The organism is Citreimonas sp., assembly GCF_042096055.1.
Classification (GTDB): domain Bacteria; phylum Pseudomonadota; class Alphaproteobacteria; order Rhodobacterales; family Rhodobacteraceae; genus Citreimonas.
Genome location: NZ_JBELMH010000045.1, coordinates 1 through 15,468 on the forward strand (window position 1 = coordinate 1; position 15,468 = coordinate 15,468).

The window sequence follows — 15,468 nt, forward strand, 5'->3', positions numbered from 1 at the left end:
GGACGTGACCATCGACGCGATCCCGGCCTACAACATCACCGAGGGGCGCACCGACTTCCATCCCGAGGGGCGCGACAACGGCTACGTGCTGACGATGGGCGATTTCCGCGTCTACATCTCGGGCGATACCGAGGACATCCCCGAGATGCGCGCGCTCGAGGATATCGACCTGGCCTTTGTGTCGATGAACCTGCCGTTCACGATGGACGCCGAATCCGCTGCCAGCGCGGTGCAGGAATTCGCGCCGACCTACGTCTACCCGTACCATTACCGCGGCCGCGACGGCGGCACGCAGGACCCCGAGGCCTTCGCCGAGATGGTCGGCGACGCGTCGGAGGTGATGATGGGCGAATGGTACGCGCCTGGCGAGCTCGACGGCTGACGGCCGGCCTGTGCGCCCGCGTGCGCGAGGATCGCATCAAGACCAGGGGGGGGGGCGCGATCGGTCGCGCCCCCTCGTGCTTTCGGAGGCCTTGAACGGACGGGCGGCGGCGGCTATACGCCCCCGGTGCCCCTTTCGGGGCCGAATCCGTATCAACACCATGCCGTGGGCAGCCCAGTTCGCTTCGGGGCTGCATCCGGCGAAGGAGAAGCGACATGAAACTCAACGAACTGCGCGACAACGACGGCGCCACCCGCACGAAAAAGCGGCTTGGACGTGGCCCGGGCTCGGGCAAGGGCAAGATGGGTGGCCGTGGTATCAAGGGTCAGAAATCCCGTTCGGGCGTGGCCATCAACGGCTACGAGGGCGGCCAGATGCCGCTCTACCAGCGTCTGCCCAAGCGCGGCTTCAACAACTACAACCGGCGTGACTACGCGGTGGTGAACCTGGGCATCCTCCAGAAGTTCGTCGACGCGGGCAAGCTGGACGCCAAGGCCGAGCTGGACGAGGATGCGCTGGTCGCTTCGGGCGCCGTGCGCCGCAAGCGCGACGGCATCCGGGTGCTGGCCAAGGGCGAGCTGACGACCGCGCTGAAGCTGTCGGTCACCGGCGCCAGCAAGGCCGCGATCGACGCGGTCGAGAAGGCCGGCGGCAGCCTGTCGGTCAAGACCGCGGCGGAATAAACGGGTTGTGAGCGGGTCTCGGCCCGCTTACATCTGCCCACAGTTTTCCCGTAAACGCCGCCGACGCCGGGACGCGCTCGGCGGCGTTTCATTGACAGAGAGATCCGCATGGTATCCGCAGCAGAGCAAATGGCCGCCAACACAAGCTGGTCGGCGCTTGGCAAGGCCACAGACCTGCGCAACCGCATCCTGTTCACGCTGGGCCTGCTGATCGTCTACCGCATCGGCACCTTCCTGCCCGTTCCGGGCATCGACGGCGGCGCGCTGCGGGACTTCGTCGACCAGGCGGGCAGCGGCATCGCCGGCATGGTGTCGATGTTCACCGGCGGCGCGCTGGGACGCATGGGGATCTTCGCCCTGGGCATCATGCCCTACATCTCGGCCTCGATCATCGTGCAGCTGCTGACGGCGATGGTGCCGCGGCTCGAGCAGCTGAAGAAAGAGGGCGAGCAGGGGCGCAAGAAGATCAACCAGTACACCCGCTACGGCACGGTGCTGCTGGCGACCTTCCAGGCCTACGGGCTGGCCGTCAGCCTCGAGGCGGGCGATCTCGTGACCGATCCGGGCTGGTACTTCCGCGCGTCCTGCGTGCTGACGCTGGTCGGCGGCACCATGTTCCTGATGTGGCTGGGCGAGCAGATCACCAGCCGCGGCGTCGGCAACGGCATCTCGCTGATCATCTACGTGGGCATCATCGCCGAGGTTCCGGCGGCGCTGGCGCAGTTCTTCGAGAGCGGCCGCTCGGGCGCGATCAGCCCGGCGCTGATCGTGGGCGTGATCCTGATGGTCGCGGCCCTGTTCACCTTCGTGGTGTTCATGGAGCGATCCCTCAGGAAGATCACGATCCAGTACCCGCAGCGCCAGGTCGGCATGAAGATGACCCAGGCGCAGACCAGCCACCTGCCGGTCAAGGTCAACCCCGCGGGCGTCATCCCGGCGATCTTCGCAAGCTCGCTGCTGCTCCTGCCGACGACGATCTCGACCTTCGCGGGCGAGGGCACGTCCGGCCCGGTCATGTCCACGATCCTCGCGTATTTCGGCCCCGGCCAGCCGCTTTACCTGCTGTTCTTCGCCGGCATGATCGTGTTCTTCGCGTACTTCTACACGTTCAACGTGGCGTTCAAGCCCGACGACGTGGCCGACAACCTCAAGAACCAGAACGGCTTCGTGCCCGGGGTGCGGCCCGGCAAGAAGACGGCCGAGTATCTCGAATACGTGGTCAGCCGGGTGCTGGTGCTGGGCTCGGCCTACCTGGCGGCGGTCTGCATGCTGCCGGAGGTGCTGCGGGCGCAATATGCCATTCCGTTCTACTTCGGCGGCACCTCGGTGCTGATCGTGGTCAGCGTGGGCATGGACACCATCCAGCAGGTGCAGAGCCACCTTCTGGCGCATCAATACGAAGGCCTCATCCAGAAGTCGCAGCTGCGCGGCAAGGGCAAGGGGCGGAAGAAACGGGGGGCACCGGCCAGACGATGAACATCATACTTCTCGGACCGCCGGGGGCGGGCAAGGGCACGCAGGCCAAGTTCCTGGTCGACGAACACGGGCTGACGCAGCTGTCGACCGGCGACATGCTGCGCGAGGCCAAGGAAAGCGGCACGGAGATGGGCAAGCGCGTCGCCGAGGTGATGGCGCGCGGCGAGCTGGTCACCGACGAGATTGTCATCGGCCTGATCCGCGAGAAGCTCGAGGCCGGCGGCCGCGGCTTCATCTTCGACGGCTTCCCGCGCACGCTGCCGCAGGCCGACGCGCTGGCCGAGCTGCTGCAGGAGGAAGGCCAGAAGGTCGACCACGTGATCGAGCTGCGCGTCGACGACGAGGCGCTGGTGCAGCGCATCGCCGGACGGTCCACCTGCGCCAATTGCGGCGAGGTCTACAACGACACGACCAAGCCGATCCCTGAGGACGGCAAGTGCGCCAAGTGCGGCGGGACCGAGTTCAAGCGCCGCGCGGACGACAACGAGGAAAGCCTGCGCAAGCGGCTGATGGAATACTACAAGCAGACCTCGCCGCTGATCGGCTACTACTACGTCAAGGGCCAGCACGAGGTCGTGGACGGCCTGGCGGACATCGAGTCGGTCAAGGCCGCGGTCAACGCCAAGCTGACCTGAGGGGCTGCGGCGCGGGCCCGTGCGGAGTGCTTCGCGCGGCCGCCCGCCACCGTCCCGGCGCGCCGCCGAGGCCATTTCCCGGCCCCGCGCGCTTTGCCCTTGACGGCGGAATCGAATCCTCCTAGGCACCGGCATCTCTAGCAAGAGTTAAAGTGTTTCGGCGTGGCTTGATCCATGCCGCGGACCGATCCGATCAGCAAAGCCCGACGGCGCCCGCCTCGGGCCGTAGTTGTGAAAAAAGGGCCTGGCGTTACGGGCTCGCAACGAAAAGGAAGATTACGTGGCACGAATTGCCGGCGTCAACATCCCGACCCACAAGCGCGTTCCGATCGCGCTCACCTACATCCACGGCATCGGCCCCGCCGCCGCCAAGGAAATCTGCGCGGCCGTCAACATCGACGAGTCCCGCCGCGTCAACGAGCTGTCCGACGCCGAAGTGCTTGCCATGCGCGAACACATCGACGCGAACCTGACGGTCGAAGGCGACCTGCGCCGCGAAGTGCAGATGAACGTCAAGCGCCTGATGGACCTGGGCAGCTACCGCGGCCTGCGCCATCGTCGCAACCTCCCCGTGCGCGGTCAGCGCACGCACACCAACGCTCGCACGCGCAAAGGCCCCGCGAAGGCCATTGCCGGCAAGAAGAAGTAAGGGAGGCACACAGATATGGCACGCGATACTCGCCGCACCGCCGGCAAGAAGAAGGTCTCGAAGAACATCGCCACGGGCGTGGCGCATGTGAACTCGACCTTCAACAACACCAAGATTCTGATCTCGGACGTCCAGGGCAACGCGATCTCCTGGTCGTCCGCCGGCACGATGGGTTTCAAGGGCTCGCGCAAGTCGACGCCCTATGCAGCCCAGCTGGCCGCAGAAGACGCCGGCAAGAAGGCCGCCGAGCACGGCATGAAGACCCTCGAGGTCGAAGTGCAGGGCCCGGGCTCGGGCCGCGAAAGCGCGCTGCGCGCTCTGGCGGCCGTCGGCTTCAACATCATGTCGATCCGTGACGTGACGCCGATCGCGCACAACGGCTGCCGTCCGCCGAAGCGCCGCCGGGTCTGATCTTCCGGATTTCCGACCTTGGGGGCGGGCTGTTTTAGCCCGTCCCCGACACGTTTTTTTGAACCTCGGGCGTCTCGCCGCTAACGGACATGGGCGGCGGGGCAGGAATGGAGGGAGCAGCATGATCCATAAGAATTGGGCCGAATTGATCAAGCCGACCGCGCTTGACGTCAAGCCGGGCGCGGACCCCACGCGGCAGGCGACGCTGATCGCCGAGCCGCTCGAGCGCGGCTTCGGCCTGACGCTGGGCAACGCGCTGCGCCGCGTCCTGCTGTCGAGCCTTCAGGGCGCCGCGATCACCAGCGTGCAGATCGACAACGTCCTGCACGAGTTCTCGTCCGTGGCGGGCGTCCGCGAGGACGTCACCGACATCATCCTCAACCTCAAGCAGGTCAGCCTGCGGATGGAGGTCGAGGGGCCGAAGCGCCTGTCGATCAACGCCAAGGGCCCCGGTGTCGTCACCGCCGGCGACATCAGCGAGAGCAACGGGATCGAGGTGCTGAACCGCGATCACGTGATCTGCCACCTCGACGAGGGCGCGGAAGTCTACATGGAGCTGACGGTGAATACCGGCAAGGGCTACGTGTCGGCCGACAAGAACAAGCCCGAGGACGCGCCCATCGGGCTGATCCCGATCGACGCGATCTACTCGCCCGTGAAGCGCGTCAGCTACGATGTCACGCCCACCCGCGAGGGCCAGGTGCTGGACTACGACAAGCTGACGATGAAGATCGACACCGACGGCTCGGTCACGCCGGACGACGCGATCGCCTACGCGGCGCGCATCCTTCAGGACCAGCTGTCGATCTTCGTCAACTTCGACGAGCCCGAGGCGGCCAGCCGCCAGGAAGACGAGGACGGGCTGGAATTCAACCCGCTCCTGCTCAAGAAGGTGGACGAGTTGGAACTGTCGGTGCGTTCGGCCAACTGCCTGAAGAACGACAACATCGTTTATATCGGCGACCTGATCCAGAAGACCGAGGCCGAGATGCTGCGCACGCCGAACTTCGGCCGCAAGTCGCTCAACGAGATCAAGGAAGTGCTGTCGGGCATGGGTCTGCACCTCGGCATGGACGTCGAGGACTGGCCGCCGGACAACATCGAGGACCTGGCCAAGAAGCTGGAAGACAGCTTCTGAGCAAGAAGGGGCCCGTCGCCGCGCAGATCGGAGCGGGCCCCACCCACCCACCCGCCGCGCTCCGATCTGCGCGGCGGACGGGCCAGACCGGGCATCGCGCCCCAAGGTGAGCCGCTGACACGCATCGGTGGCCGGACAAAGCAAAACCGCCCGTAGAGGGCAGACGGAGTAAGACACATGCGTCACGCAAAAGGCTATCGCCGCCTCAACCGCACCCACGAGCACCGCAAGGCGCTGTTTTCCAACATGGCCGGCTCGCTCATCGAGCACGAGCAGATCAAGACCACGCTGCCCAAGGCCAAGGAACTCAAGCGGGTCATCGACAAGCTGATCACGCTGGGCAAGCGCGGCGACCTGCACGCCCGCCGCCAGGCGGCCGCGCAGCTGAAGGAAGACAAGGACGTCGCCAAGCTGTTCGACGTGCTCGGCCCGCGCTACGCCGAGCGTTCGGGCGGCTATTGCCGCGTCCTGAAGGCTGGTTTCCGCTATGGCGACATGGCGCCGATGGCGATCATCGAACTGGTCGACCGCGACACAGACGCCAAGGGCGCCGCCGACCGCGCGCGCATCGAGGCCGAGGAGAACGAAGAGGCGTAAGCCCTTCGTCACCGGAATTCCGCAAAGGCCCCGCCGGATTGGCGGGGCCTTTCGCGTTTCGGGGGCAGCCTTGCATCGGCGCGCCGGCGCGGACATATCGGGGCGGTGTTCCCAACCGCGCGAGGCCGCCCATGGCCGATCTCTTCGACCGCACCGCCGATGCGCCGCGCCCGCTGGCCGACCGGCTGCGCCCGGCCGCCCTGTCCGAGGTCATCGGCCAGAGCCAGGTGATCGGTCCCGACGCGCCGCTGGGGGTGATGCTGGCGTCGGGGGCGCTGTCGTCGATCGTGTTCTGGGGGCCGCCGGGGGTGGGCAAGACCACCATCGCGCGGCTGCTGGCGGACGAGACGCAGCTGCACTTCGTCCAGATCAGCGCGATCTTCTCGGGCGTGGCCGAGCTGCGCAAGGTCTTCGACGCGGCGCGCGCGCGACGGCGCGACGGGCAGGGCACGCTGCTGTTCGTCGACGAGATCCACCGCTTCAACAAGGCGCAGCAGGACAGCTTCCTGCCGCACATGGAGGACGGGACGATCCTGCTGGTGGGCGCGACCACCGAGAACCCCAGCTTCGAGCTGAACGCGGCGCTTCTGTCCCGTGCGCAGGTGCTGGTGCTGCAGCGGCTGGGGCACGAGGACCTCGAGGCGCTGGCCGCGCGGGCCGAGGCGGTGACCGGCAAGACGCTGCCGCTGGACGCGCAGGCGCGTGCGGCTCTGATCGGCATGGCGGACGGCGACGGGCGCGCGCTGCTGAACCTGGTCGAGCAGATCCTGGCGTGGAAGATCGACGCGCCGCTGGATGCCGCCGCGCTGTCGACGCGGCTGATGCGCCGCGCGGCGCAATACGACAAATCGGGGGACGCGCATTACAACCTGATCTCGGCACTGCACAAATCCGTGCGCGGCTCCGACCCGGACGCCGCGCTCTACTGGTTCGCGCGGATGCTCGATGCCGGCGAGGACCCGCGGTACCTCGCGCGGCGGATCACGCGCATGGCGGTCGAGGATATCGGCCTCGCCGACCCGCAGGCGCAGGCGGTCTGCCTGCAGGGCTGGGAGACCTACGAGCGGCTGGGCAGCCCCGAGGGGGAGCTGGCGATCGCGCAGGCGCTGGTCTACCTCGCGCTCGCGCCGAAATCGAACGCGGTCTATGCCGGCTACAAGGCGGCGCGGCGCGCGGCGAAATCGACCGGAAGCCTGATGCCGCCCAAGCACATCCTCAACGCGCCCACGAAGCTGATGAAGGACGAGGGCTACGGCAAGGGCTACGCTTACGACCACGATGCCGAGGACGCGTTTTCGGGGCAGGACTACTTTCCCGAGAGCCTGGAGCGGCCGGCCTTCTACGAACCGGTCGAGCGCGGGTTCGAGCGGGATCTGCGCAAGCGGCTCGAGTATTTCGCGAAGCTGCGCGCGCAGCGCGGGTCCTGAGGCATTCTGACGGGCCCGATTGGTCGCGGGGCCATAGCCCTTGGCTTGACAACGACCCGGCAAACCGCGACACGGCGCGATCATGACACCCCTTCTGCAAGTCGCTCTCGGCGGCGCCCTCGGCGCCTCGGCCCGGTATCTGACCGGGATCGCGGCCCTGCGCCTGCTGGGTGCGGGCTTTCCCTGGGGCACGCTGATCGCGAACGTCGCGGGGTCCTTCGCGATGGGGCTTCTGGTGGTCGCGGCGACGCAGGGCGAAAGCCGGCTGGGGCCCTTTCTGCTGACCGGCCTGCTGGGCGGGTTCACCACGTTTTCGGCTTTCTCGCTGGATGCGGTATCGTTGTTCGAACGCGGCCAGGCGGGGCTGGCGGCGGCCTATGTCGCGGCCTCGGTCGCGCTGTCGCTGGCCGCGCTCTTCGCCGGCCTCGCGCTATTCCGGGGGATCGCTTCATGAGCGGCGTGCAGACCATCACCGTGGCCGAAGGCGACGCCGACCAGCGGCTGGACCGCTGGCTGAAGCGCAACTTCCCGCAGCTTCAGCAGGGCCGGATCGAGAAGATGTGCCGCAAGGGCGAGCTGCGCGTCGATGGTGGCCGCGTGAAGGCCGCCACGCGGCTGGAAGCCGGCCAGCAGGTGCGCATCCCGCCGCTGCCCGAGCCGGGCTCCAAGCCCGAGCCGTCGCGCCCGCAGGTCACGGGTGACGACGCGCAGATGATGCGCGACGCGGTTCTGTGGAAGGACGAGCACATCATCGCGATCAACAAGCCGCCGGGCCTGCCGACGCAGGGCGGCACCGGGCAGACCCGCCACGTCGACGGGCTGGCCGAGGCGCTGCGCTACGATTTCGAGGACAAGCCGCGGCTGGTGCACCGGCTCGACAAGGACACGTCGGGCGTGCTGCTTCTGGCGCGCACGCGTGCCGTGGCCGCCGGGCTGACCGCCGCGATCCGCCATCGCCAGACGCAGAAGATCTACTGGGCGCTCGTCGCCGGCGTGCCCGTGCCGTACTTGGGCGAGATCCGGTACGGCCTGGTGAAGGCGCCCGGCCACGGCAAGGCCGGCGAGGGCGAGAAGATGCGCGCCGTACACCCCTCCGAGATGGACTCGACCCCCGGCGCCAAGCGCGCGCATACGCTTTATGCGACGCTCTACCGGGTCGCGAGCCGCGCGTCCTGGGTGGCGATGGAGCCGCTGACCGGGCGCACGCACCAGCTGCGCGCGCACATGGCCGAGATCGGGCACCCGATCATCGGCGACGGCAAGTATGGCGGCTCGGGACAGGAGAACCTGGGCGACGGCTGGGGCGCGCAGCTGGGGGGCATCATCTCGAAGAAGCTGCACCTGCACGCGCGCCGGATGCAGTTCCGCCACCCGGTCACCGGCAAGATGATCACCGTGACGGCGCCGCTGCCCGAGCACATGGCGCAAAGCTGGGAAACCCTCGGCTGGGCCGAGGACATCGCCGCCGAAGACCCGTTCGAGAAGCTGCGATGACCGGCGGCGCGGACAGGCTGAAGCTGGTGATCTTCGACGTCGACGGCACGCTGGTCGACAGCCAGGCCGACATCCTCGAGTCGATGGCCACCGCCTTCTCCGCGATCGGCCGCGAGGCGCCGTCGCGCGGCGCGGTGCTCGAGATCGTCGGCCTGTCGCTGCCGCAGGCGATGGGCCGGCTGGTCCCCGACGCCACCGAGACCGAGCACGCCCGCCTGGTCGAGACCTACAAGGACCGCTACGCCGAGTTGCGGCGCACCGGCACGCCAGGGAACTCGCCGCTCTATCCCGGCATGTCCGGGCTGGTTCAGGCGCTTAACGCCAGCGACTCGGTGCTGCTGGGGATCGCCACGGGCAAGTCGCGCCGGGGGCTCGACGCCCTGCTGGGCAGCCTCGACCTGGGGCGCTTCTTCGTGACAACGCAGGTCGCCGACGACCATCCGTCCAAGCCGCACCCGTCGATGGTGCTGGCGGCGCTGGCCGAGGCCGGAGTCGAGCCCGGCGACGCCGTCATGGTGGGCGACACCAGCTTCGACATCGAGATGGCTCAGGCGGCGGGCGTGCGGGCGATCGGTGTGGCCTGGGGCTATCACGACGCCACGCGCCTGACCGGCGCCGACCGCGTGGTCTCGGACGCGCTGGCGCTCGGCGGCGCCATCACCGACATGCTGGAGATCGCACCATGAGCGAATGGGCCCCGCGCCGCTTCTGGCAAGATGCGCAGACCGTGCCCGCCGAGGGCGGCCATACCGTGACGCTGGACGACAAGCTGGTGCGCACTCCCGCCAAGGCGGCGCTGATCGTGCCGACGCAGCCGCTGGCCGAGGCGATCGCCGTCGAGTGGATGGCGCAGGGCGAGCTCATCGATCCGGGCAGCATGCCGTTCACGCGCATGGCGAATTCGGCCATCGACAAGGTCGTGCCGCAGCGCGCCGAGGTCGCCGACATGCTGGCCGCCTACGGCGATGCCGACCTGCTGTGCTACCGCGCCGAGGCGCCCGACGCGCTGGTCGCGCGCCAGCAGGAGCAGTGGGACCCGATGCTCGACTGGGCGGCGGAGGCGTTGGGCGCGCGGCTGCAGGCCCGCAGCGGCGTGATGCACGTTCCGCAAGCGCCCGACGCGCTGCGGCTTCTGGCGGCGCAGGTGCATGATCTCGATGCGTTCGCGCTGGCGGCCTTTCACGATCTCGTGTCGCTGAGCGGGTCGCTGGTGCTGGGTTTCGCCGCCACGCACGGCGCCCGCGACGACGAGACGCTGTGGGCGCTGTCGCGGCTGGACGAGACCTGGCAGCAGGAACAATGGGGCGCGGACGAAGAGGCCGAGGAGGTCGCGCGGATCAAGCACGACGCCTTCCTGCACGCCGCGCGCTTCTACCGGTTGGCCGCGGGCGACGCGTCCGATAGAGGCGCTTGATCTCGCGGCACTTTGAGGGCGGCTGCCGTCATACCGGGCATCTCGGGTTGACGATCCGGCTTGAATCCGCCCAAACTCCGGATCACCGAACCGGGACCCGGAAGGTACGAGACCCTTCGGGGGCTCCTAAACCGCGACGACGCGGGATAAAACAGGAAGAGGTTGAAATGAAAAAATCCGTATTTCTCGGCGCTCTGACGGTGGCGGGCCTTGCGGCCGGCGCATCGGCAGCCGCGACGCTGGATGACGTGAAGGCACGCGGCACGCTGAATTGCGGCGTGACCACCGGGCTTGTCGGCTTCGCCGCGCCCAACGCCGAGGGCGAGTGGGAAGGTTTCGACGTGGCCGTGTGCCGTGCCGTCGCCGCCGCCGTGCTGGGCGATCCGACCGCGGTCGAATTCGTGCCGACCACCGGCAAGACGCGCTTCACAGCGCTCGCCTCGGGCGAAATCGACCTGCTGGCGCGCAACACCACCTGGACGTTCTCGCGCGACAACGATTTGAAGTTCGAATTCGTCGGGATCAACTACTACGACGGCCAGGGCTTCATGGTCCCGCGCGAGCTGGGCATCTCCTCGGCTCAGGAGCTGGACGGCGCGACCGTCTGCATCCAGACCGGCACCACGACCGAGCTGAACCTCGCGGACTTCTTCCGCGCCAACAACATCAGCTACGAGCCGGTCCCGATCGAGACCAACGCTGAGGCGCAGCCGCTGTACCTGGAAGGCGCCTGTGACGTCTACACGACCGACGCGTCCGGCCTTGCCGCGACCCGCGCCGCGTTCGAGAACCCGGGCGATCACGTGATCCTGCCCGAGATCATCTCGAAAGAGCCGCTGGGCCCGCTGGTCCGGCACGGCGACAACGACTGGGGCGACATCGCCCGCTGGACGCTGAACGCGCTGATCGCGGCCGAAGAATACGGCGTGACGTCGGCCAACGTCGAGGAACTGGCCGAGGGCACCGACAACCCCGAGGTCAACCGCCTGCTCGGCACCGAGGGCAACCTGGGCGAGATGATCGGCCTCGACGCTGACTGGGCCGTCCGTGCCATCGCGGCCGGCGGCAACTACGGCGAGCTCTTCGAGAAGCACATCGGCGAGAGCACCCCGATCGGCCTGTCGCGCGGCCTGAACGCGCAGTGGACCGAAGGCGGCCTGCTCTACAGCCCGCCGTTCCGCTAAGATACGACGGAGGGGGGCGCGGTTCGGCCGCGCCCTTTCTCTATCAGACATCCGAAACGCCGAGTTCGGGTCCATGCCAACCGCAGAGCGGGCAAACCGCCGGCAGGACCTTCGTGCGGACCACCAGGGAATAAAACATGGCAACCTTGTCCGACCCGCCGTCGGAGTCGTTTCAGCTGTCCAAGCTGATCAGCGACACGCGGTACCGTTCGTACACGTTCCAGTTGATCGCGCTGATCGCGCTGATCCTGGTCTTCGCGTATCTGGGCTCGAACCTCGCGAGCAACCTGGCGGATGCGGGGCTGAACATCAGCTTCGGGTTCCTCGGTCAATCCGCGGGTTACGACATCAACCAGGCGCTGATCGAGTACAACAACCAGATGACGCACTGGCGCGCGACGCTGGTGGGCGCGCTGAACACGCTGCTGGTGGCGCTGCTGGGCTGCGTGCTGGCCACCATCATCGGCGTCGTGGTGGGCGTGCTGCGCCTGTCCAAGAACTGGCTGATCGCGCGGATCATGTCGGTCTACGTCGAGATCTTCCGCAACGTGCCGGTGCTGATCTGGATCCTGATCATCTACTTCGTGATGACGGCGGCCATGCCCTCGGCGCGGGACTACCTGGGCGAAGAGCCCGAGCGCAACCTGCTGCTGGGCCTGTTCGCCTTCACCAATCGCGGCGTCTACATCCCGGCGCCGGTCTTCCAGCCGATGGGCTGGGTGGTGCTGGGCGTGTTCCTCGCCTCGATCGTGGCGGCCATCGCCTATCGCCGCTACGCGACCAAGCTGCTCTACGACACGGGCAAGCTGCTGCCGACGGGCTGGCCGACGCTGGCGATCCTGATCCTGCCGGTGCTGATCGCATTCTTCGTGCTGGGCCAGCCGATCGCGCTGGACCGCCCCGACCCGCTGGCCAACCGCTTCAACCTGCAGGGCGGCATTCCGATCTCGGGCGCGTTCATCGCGCTGTGGTTCGCGCTGTCCATCTACACCGCCGCCTTCATCGCCGAGAACGTGCGCGCCGGCATCCTGGCCGTGTCGCGCGGCCAGTCCGAGGCGGCGGCCTCGCTGGGGCTGCGCCCCAAGCGGGTGATGAACCTGGTGATCCTGCCGCAGGCGCTGCGGGTGATCATCCCGCCCGTGATCTCGCAATACCTGAACCTGACCAAGAACAGCAGCCTTGCCATCGCGGTGGGCTACATGGACCTGACCGGCACGCTGGGCGGCATCACGCTGAACCAGACCGGCCGCGCGATCGAGTGCATCCTGCTGCTGATGCTGTTCTACCTGGCGATCAGCCTCGCGATCTCGGCGGTGATGAACGCCTACAACTCGGCCATCAAGCTGAAGGAGCGGTGAGCCCATGTCCGACACGCATGCCGAATCCGTGGCCTATGTCCGGGACACGATGATCCCCGAACAGGCTCCTCCCGTCACCGAGGCGGGGGCCGTCAAGTGGGTCCGCACGAACCTGTTCCCGGACTGGCTGAACGCCATCCTCACCGTCGTCGCGATCTACTTGATCGCGCGGCTGGTGATCGGCGCCTTCCCGTGGTTCGCCAACGGCATCTGGGACGCCTCGTCGCTGGCCGAGTGCCGCGAGATCCTCGACGGCGCCACCGGCGGCTGCTTCGCGGTGCTGGCCGAACGCTGGAACCAGCTTCTGTTCGGCTTCCAGTACCCGACCGAGGAATACTGGCGCCCGGCGCTGGCCTTCGTGCTGCTGTTCGTCGCGGCGCTGCCGCTGCTGTTCTGGATGTATATCCCGTCGCGGCTGCTGATCGTGACTGCGCTCTACCCGTTCGCGGCCTATTGGCTGATCTGGGGCGGCACGATCCTGGCGCCCGCCGTCGCGGCGCTGGGCTTCGTGGCGGCCTACTTCGCCTTCGCGTGGGGCGAGCGGCGCAGCTTCGCCATCGGTCTGGGCGCGGGCGTCGTCGCGGCGTTCCTGACCTGGTTCGTGGGCGGCCTGCTGGTCGACGCGCTGCCGCGCCTGATCGCGCTGCCCGAGGTCGCCAGCCGCAACATGGGCGGCTTCATGCTGAACTTCATCCTCGGGGTGGTCTGCGTGTCGCTGTCGCTGCCGATCGGCATCCTGCTGGCGCTGGGACGGCAGTCGAAGATGCCGATCATCAAGTGGATCTGCGTCGTCTTCATCGAGTTCATCCGCGGCGTGCCGCTGATCACGCTGCTGTTCGTGGCGAACGTGGTGCTTGCGTACTTCTTCCCGCCCGAGACGAACATCGACCTGATCCTGCGCGTCATCATCATGATCACCGCCTTTGCCTCGGCCTACATCGCCGAGGTGATCCGCGGCGGCCTCGCCGCCCTGCCCACGGGTCAGTACGAGGCGGCCGACAGCTTGGGTCTCGACTACCCGCAGGCTATGCGCCTGATCATCATGCCGCAGGCGCTGAAGATCTCGATCCCCGGCATCGTCAACGTCGCCGTGGGCCTGTTCAAGGACACCACATTGGTCTCGATCATCTCTATGTTCGACCTGGTGGGGATGATCCGCGGCCCGATCCTGGCCTCGACCGAATGGAACGGCGTGTACTGGGAGCTATGGGGGTTCGCGATCCTGATGTTCTTCCCGGTCTGCTTCGCGATCTCGAAATACTCGCAATGGCTCGAGCGTCAGCTCGCAACCGATCACCGTTAAGGAGCACGTGTCATGGCCGAAACGGCTCAGATGGAACAACCGACGGACGCCCGCGTCAGCGACGAGGTCGCGATCAGCATCCAGAACATGAACAAGTGGTTCGGCACCTTCCACGTGCTGCGCGACATCGACCTGACGGTCCGGCGGGGCGAGCGCATCGTCATCGCCGGCCCGTCGGGATCGGGCAAGTCGACGCTGATCCGCTGCATCAACGCGCTGGAAGAACACCAGAAGGGCAAGATCGTCGTTGACGGCACGCACCTGACCAGCGACCTCAAGAACATCGACCGCATCAGGTCCGAGGTCGGGATGGTGTTCCAGCACTTCAACCTGTTCCCGCATCTCACGATCCTCGAGAACTGCACGCTGGCGCCGATCTGGGTGCGCAAGACGCCCAAGCGCGAAGCCGAGAAGGTCGCGATGCACTTCCTCGAGAAGGTGAAGATCCCCGAGCAGGCGAACAAGTATCCCGGCCAGCTGTCCGGCGGGCAGCAGCAGCGCGTCGCCATTGCGCGGTCGCTGTGCATGCAGCCGCGCATCATGCTGTTCGACGAGCCGACCTCGGCGCTCGACCCCGAGATGATCAAGGAAGTGCTCGACACCATGGTCGCGCTGGCCGAGGAGGGCATGACCATGCTCTGCGTCACGCACGAGATGGGCTTTGCCCGGCAGGTCGCCAACCGCGTGATCTTCATGGACCAGGGCCAGATCGTCGAGCAGAACGAACCCGAGGAATTCTTCAACAACCCGCAGAACGAGCGGACGAAGCTGTTCCTCAGCCAGATCCTCGGTCACTGAACGCGGCCGGCGCGCCGCGATGGCGGCGCGTCAGCGGGGCAGGTCTGCCGGGATGACGAAGTGCACGACCCGCCCGATGCCGGGCGCGAGGTCGGGCCAGTCGTCCACGTCGAAATCCGCCACCAGCGTCGCACCGGTAGGATAGTCGGCGAACCGATCGTGTTCGGGCGCGTCGTCCACCAGCCACGCGGCGGCCTCGGCGATGTCGGGATTGTGGCCCAGCAGCAGCACGGTCGACCCGGACGCGCCGCGCAGTGCGTCGAGGATATCCTCGGCATCGGCGTCGTATAGCGCGCGCAGGAAACGCGCCGGAGCATCCAGCCCCAGCAGCCCGAATGTCTCGCGCGTGCGGCGTGCGGTGCTGACCAGTGCGGCGTCGGGGATCAGCGACTCGGCGTGCAGCCAGTCGCCGAGCGCGCGTGCCGAGCGGATGCCGCGCGCGTTCAGCGGGCGGTCGTGGTCCGGGGCCTGCAGCGACCAGTCCGACTTGGCGTGGCGCATCAGGACCAGGCGGCGCAT

The 15,468-nt window shown here is 67.5% G+C and carries 18 protein-coding genes; 17 read left to right on the forward strand and 1 reads right to left on the reverse strand.

The window, feature by feature from the left end:
• The 17 genes from ACFDTC_RS11145 to ACFDTC_RS11225 all read left to right on the forward strand — a co-directional run.
• On the forward strand, positions 1-382 hold a 382-nt coding region (locus tag ACFDTC_RS11145), incomplete at its 5' end, for an MBL fold metallo-hydrolase (protein ID WP_375258951.1).
• 215 nt (positions 383-597) lie between these two features.
• On the forward strand, positions 598-1,065 hold the full coding sequence (rplO, locus tag ACFDTC_RS11150) for a 50S ribosomal protein L15 (RefSeq protein ID WP_375258952.1): 468 nt from the start codon (positions 598-600) through the stop codon (positions 1,063-1,065).
• A 108-nt stretch (positions 1,066-1,173) separates the two neighbouring features.
• Positions 1,174-2,541 carry a preprotein translocase subunit SecY gene (secY, locus tag ACFDTC_RS11155; protein WP_375258953.1) on the forward strand — a complete coding sequence of 456 codons (1,368 nt, stop codon included), beginning with the start codon at positions 1,174-1,176 and terminating at the stop codon, positions 2,539-2,541.
• Positions 2,538-3,176 (forward strand): adenylate kinase, encoded by a 639-nt coding sequence (locus ACFDTC_RS11160; RefSeq protein WP_375258954.1) that lies wholly within the window; start codon positions 2,538-2,540, stop codon positions 3,174-3,176. Before secY ends, ACFDTC_RS11160 begins: the two co-directional genes overlap by 4 nt.
• 280 nt (positions 3,177-3,456) lie before the next feature.
• Positions 3,457-3,825 carry a 30S ribosomal protein S13 gene (gene rpsM / locus ACFDTC_RS11165; protein ID WP_375258955.1) on the forward strand — a complete coding sequence of 123 codons (369 nt, stop codon included), beginning with the start codon at positions 3,457-3,459 and terminating at the stop codon, positions 3,823-3,825.
• 15 nt (positions 3,826-3,840) lie between these two features.
• Positions 3,841-4,236: a 30S ribosomal protein S11 gene (gene rpsK, locus ACFDTC_RS11170; RefSeq protein ID WP_089883741.1), complete on the forward strand. Its 396-nt coding sequence runs from the start codon at positions 3,841-3,843 to the stop codon at positions 4,234-4,236.
• Positions 4,237-4,357: 121 nt separating this feature from the next.
• Positions 4,358-5,374: a DNA-directed RNA polymerase subunit alpha gene (locus ACFDTC_RS11175; RefSeq protein WP_375258956.1), complete on the forward strand. Its 1,017-nt coding sequence runs from the start codon at positions 4,358-4,360 to the stop codon at positions 5,372-5,374.
• Positions 5,375-5,551: 177 nt separating this feature from the next.
• The gene (rplQ, locus tag ACFDTC_RS11180; RefSeq protein WP_375258957.1) at positions 5,552-5,971 is read left to right on the forward strand and encodes a 50S ribosomal protein L17; all 420 of its coding nucleotides are present in this window, start codon (positions 5,552-5,554) and stop codon (positions 5,969-5,971) included.
• A gap of 131 nt (positions 5,972-6,102) precedes the next feature.
• A complete protein-coding gene (locus ACFDTC_RS11185; protein ID WP_375258958.1) occupies positions 6,103-7,398 on the forward strand; it encodes a replication-associated recombination protein A in 1,296 nt (431 codons plus the stop codon).
• Between the two features lie 79 nt (positions 7,399-7,477).
• Complete coding sequence (gene crcB, locus ACFDTC_RS11190; RefSeq protein WP_375258979.1) at positions 7,478-7,852, forward strand: fluoride efflux transporter CrcB; 375 nt, start codon at positions 7,478-7,480, stop codon at positions 7,850-7,852.
• Positions 7,849-8,892: an RluA family pseudouridine synthase gene (locus ACFDTC_RS11195; protein WP_375258959.1), complete on the forward strand. Its 1,044-nt coding sequence runs from the start codon at positions 7,849-7,851 to the stop codon at positions 8,890-8,892. Before crcB ends, ACFDTC_RS11195 begins: the two co-directional genes overlap by 4 nt.
• On the forward strand, positions 8,889-9,578 hold the full coding sequence (locus tag ACFDTC_RS11200; protein WP_375258960.1) for an HAD-IA family hydrolase: 690 nt from the start codon (positions 8,889-8,891) through the stop codon (positions 9,576-9,578). The genes ACFDTC_RS11195 and ACFDTC_RS11200 overlap by 4 nt, the downstream gene beginning before the upstream one ends.
• A complete protein-coding gene (locus ACFDTC_RS11205; RefSeq protein WP_375258961.1) occupies positions 9,575-10,306 on the forward strand; it encodes an ATP12 family chaperone protein in 732 nt (243 codons plus the stop codon). Before ACFDTC_RS11200 ends, ACFDTC_RS11205 begins: the two co-directional genes overlap by 4 nt.
• A gap of 167 nt (positions 10,307-10,473) precedes the next feature.
• Positions 10,474-11,490 (forward strand): amino acid ABC transporter substrate-binding protein, encoded by a 1,017-nt coding sequence (locus ACFDTC_RS11210; RefSeq protein WP_375258962.1) that lies wholly within the window; start codon positions 10,474-10,476, stop codon positions 11,488-11,490.
• 137 nt (positions 11,491-11,627) lie between these two features.
• Positions 11,628-12,848, forward strand: coding sequence for an amino acid ABC transporter permease (locus ACFDTC_RS11215; protein ID WP_375258963.1), 1,221 nt, complete (start codon positions 11,628-11,630; stop codon positions 12,846-12,848).
• 4 nt (positions 12,849-12,852) lie between these two features.
• Complete coding sequence (locus ACFDTC_RS11220; RefSeq protein ID WP_375258964.1) at positions 12,853-14,151, forward strand: ABC transporter permease subunit; 1,299 nt, start codon at positions 12,853-12,855, stop codon at positions 14,149-14,151.
• 12 nt (positions 14,152-14,163) lie between these two features.
• The gene (locus ACFDTC_RS11225) at positions 14,164-14,949 is read left to right on the forward strand and encodes an amino acid ABC transporter ATP-binding protein (protein ID WP_375258965.1); all 786 of its coding nucleotides are present in this window, start codon (positions 14,164-14,166) and stop codon (positions 14,947-14,949) included.
• Positions 14,950-14,979: 30 nt separating this feature from the next.
• On the opposite strand, the gene ACFDTC_RS11230 is transcribed toward ACFDTC_RS11225, so the two are convergent.
• Entirely contained in the window at positions 14,980-15,468 is a 489-nt protein-coding gene (locus ACFDTC_RS11230; protein WP_375258966.1) for a histidine phosphatase family protein, read from the reverse strand.

Bases quoted from the DNA above. Each gene is read 5' to 3' on its own strand.
- ACFDTC_RS11195 (WP_375258959.1), top strand. From the start codon at position 7,849: ATGAGCGGCGTGCAGACCATCACCGTGGCCGAAGGCGACGCCGACCAG.
- ACFDTC_RS11160 (WP_375258954.1), top strand. From the start codon at position 2,538: ATGAACATCATACTTCTCGGACCGCCGGGGGCGGGCAAGGGCACGCAG.
- rplQ (WP_375258957.1), top strand. From the start codon at position 5,552: ATGCGTCACGCAAAAGGCTATCGCCGCCTCAACCGCACCCACGAGCAC.
- ACFDTC_RS11200 (WP_375258960.1), top strand. From the start codon at position 8,889: ATGACCGGCGGCGCGGACAGGCTGAAGCTGGTGATCTTCGACGTCGAC.
- rpsK (WP_089883741.1), top strand. From the start codon at position 3,841: ATGGCACGCGATACTCGCCGCACCGCCGGCAAGAAGAAGGTCTCGAAG.
- ACFDTC_RS11205 (WP_375258961.1), top strand. From the start codon at position 9,575: ATGAGCGAATGGGCCCCGCGCCGCTTCTGGCAAGATGCGCAGACCGTG.
- secY (WP_375258953.1), top strand. From the start codon at position 1,174: ATGGTATCCGCAGCAGAGCAAATGGCCGCCAACACAAGCTGGTCGGCG.
- rplO (WP_375258952.1), top strand. From the start codon at position 598: ATGAAACTCAACGAACTGCGCGACAACGACGGCGCCACCCGCACGAAA.
- ACFDTC_RS11215 (WP_375258963.1), top strand. From the start codon at position 11,628: ATGGCAACCTTGTCCGACCCGCCGTCGGAGTCGTTTCAGCTGTCCAAG.
- ACFDTC_RS11210 (WP_375258962.1), top strand. From the start codon at position 10,474: ATGAAAAAATCCGTATTTCTCGGCGCTCTGACGGTGGCGGGCCTTGCG.
- ACFDTC_RS11185 (WP_375258958.1), top strand. From the start codon at position 6,103: ATGGCCGATCTCTTCGACCGCACCGCCGATGCGCCGCGCCCGCTGGCC.
- ACFDTC_RS11220 (WP_375258964.1), top strand. From the start codon at position 12,853: ATGTCCGACACGCATGCCGAATCCGTGGCCTATGTCCGGGACACGATG.
- ACFDTC_RS11230 (WP_375258966.1), bottom strand. From the start codon at position 15,468: ATGCGCCGCCTGGTCCTGATGCGCCACGCCAAGTCGGACTGGTCGCTG.
- ACFDTC_RS11225 (WP_375258965.1), top strand. From the start codon at position 14,164: ATGGCCGAAACGGCTCAGATGGAACAACCGACGGACGCCCGCGTCAGC.
- ACFDTC_RS11175 (WP_375258956.1), top strand. From the start codon at position 4,358: ATGATCCATAAGAATTGGGCCGAATTGATCAAGCCGACCGCGCTTGAC.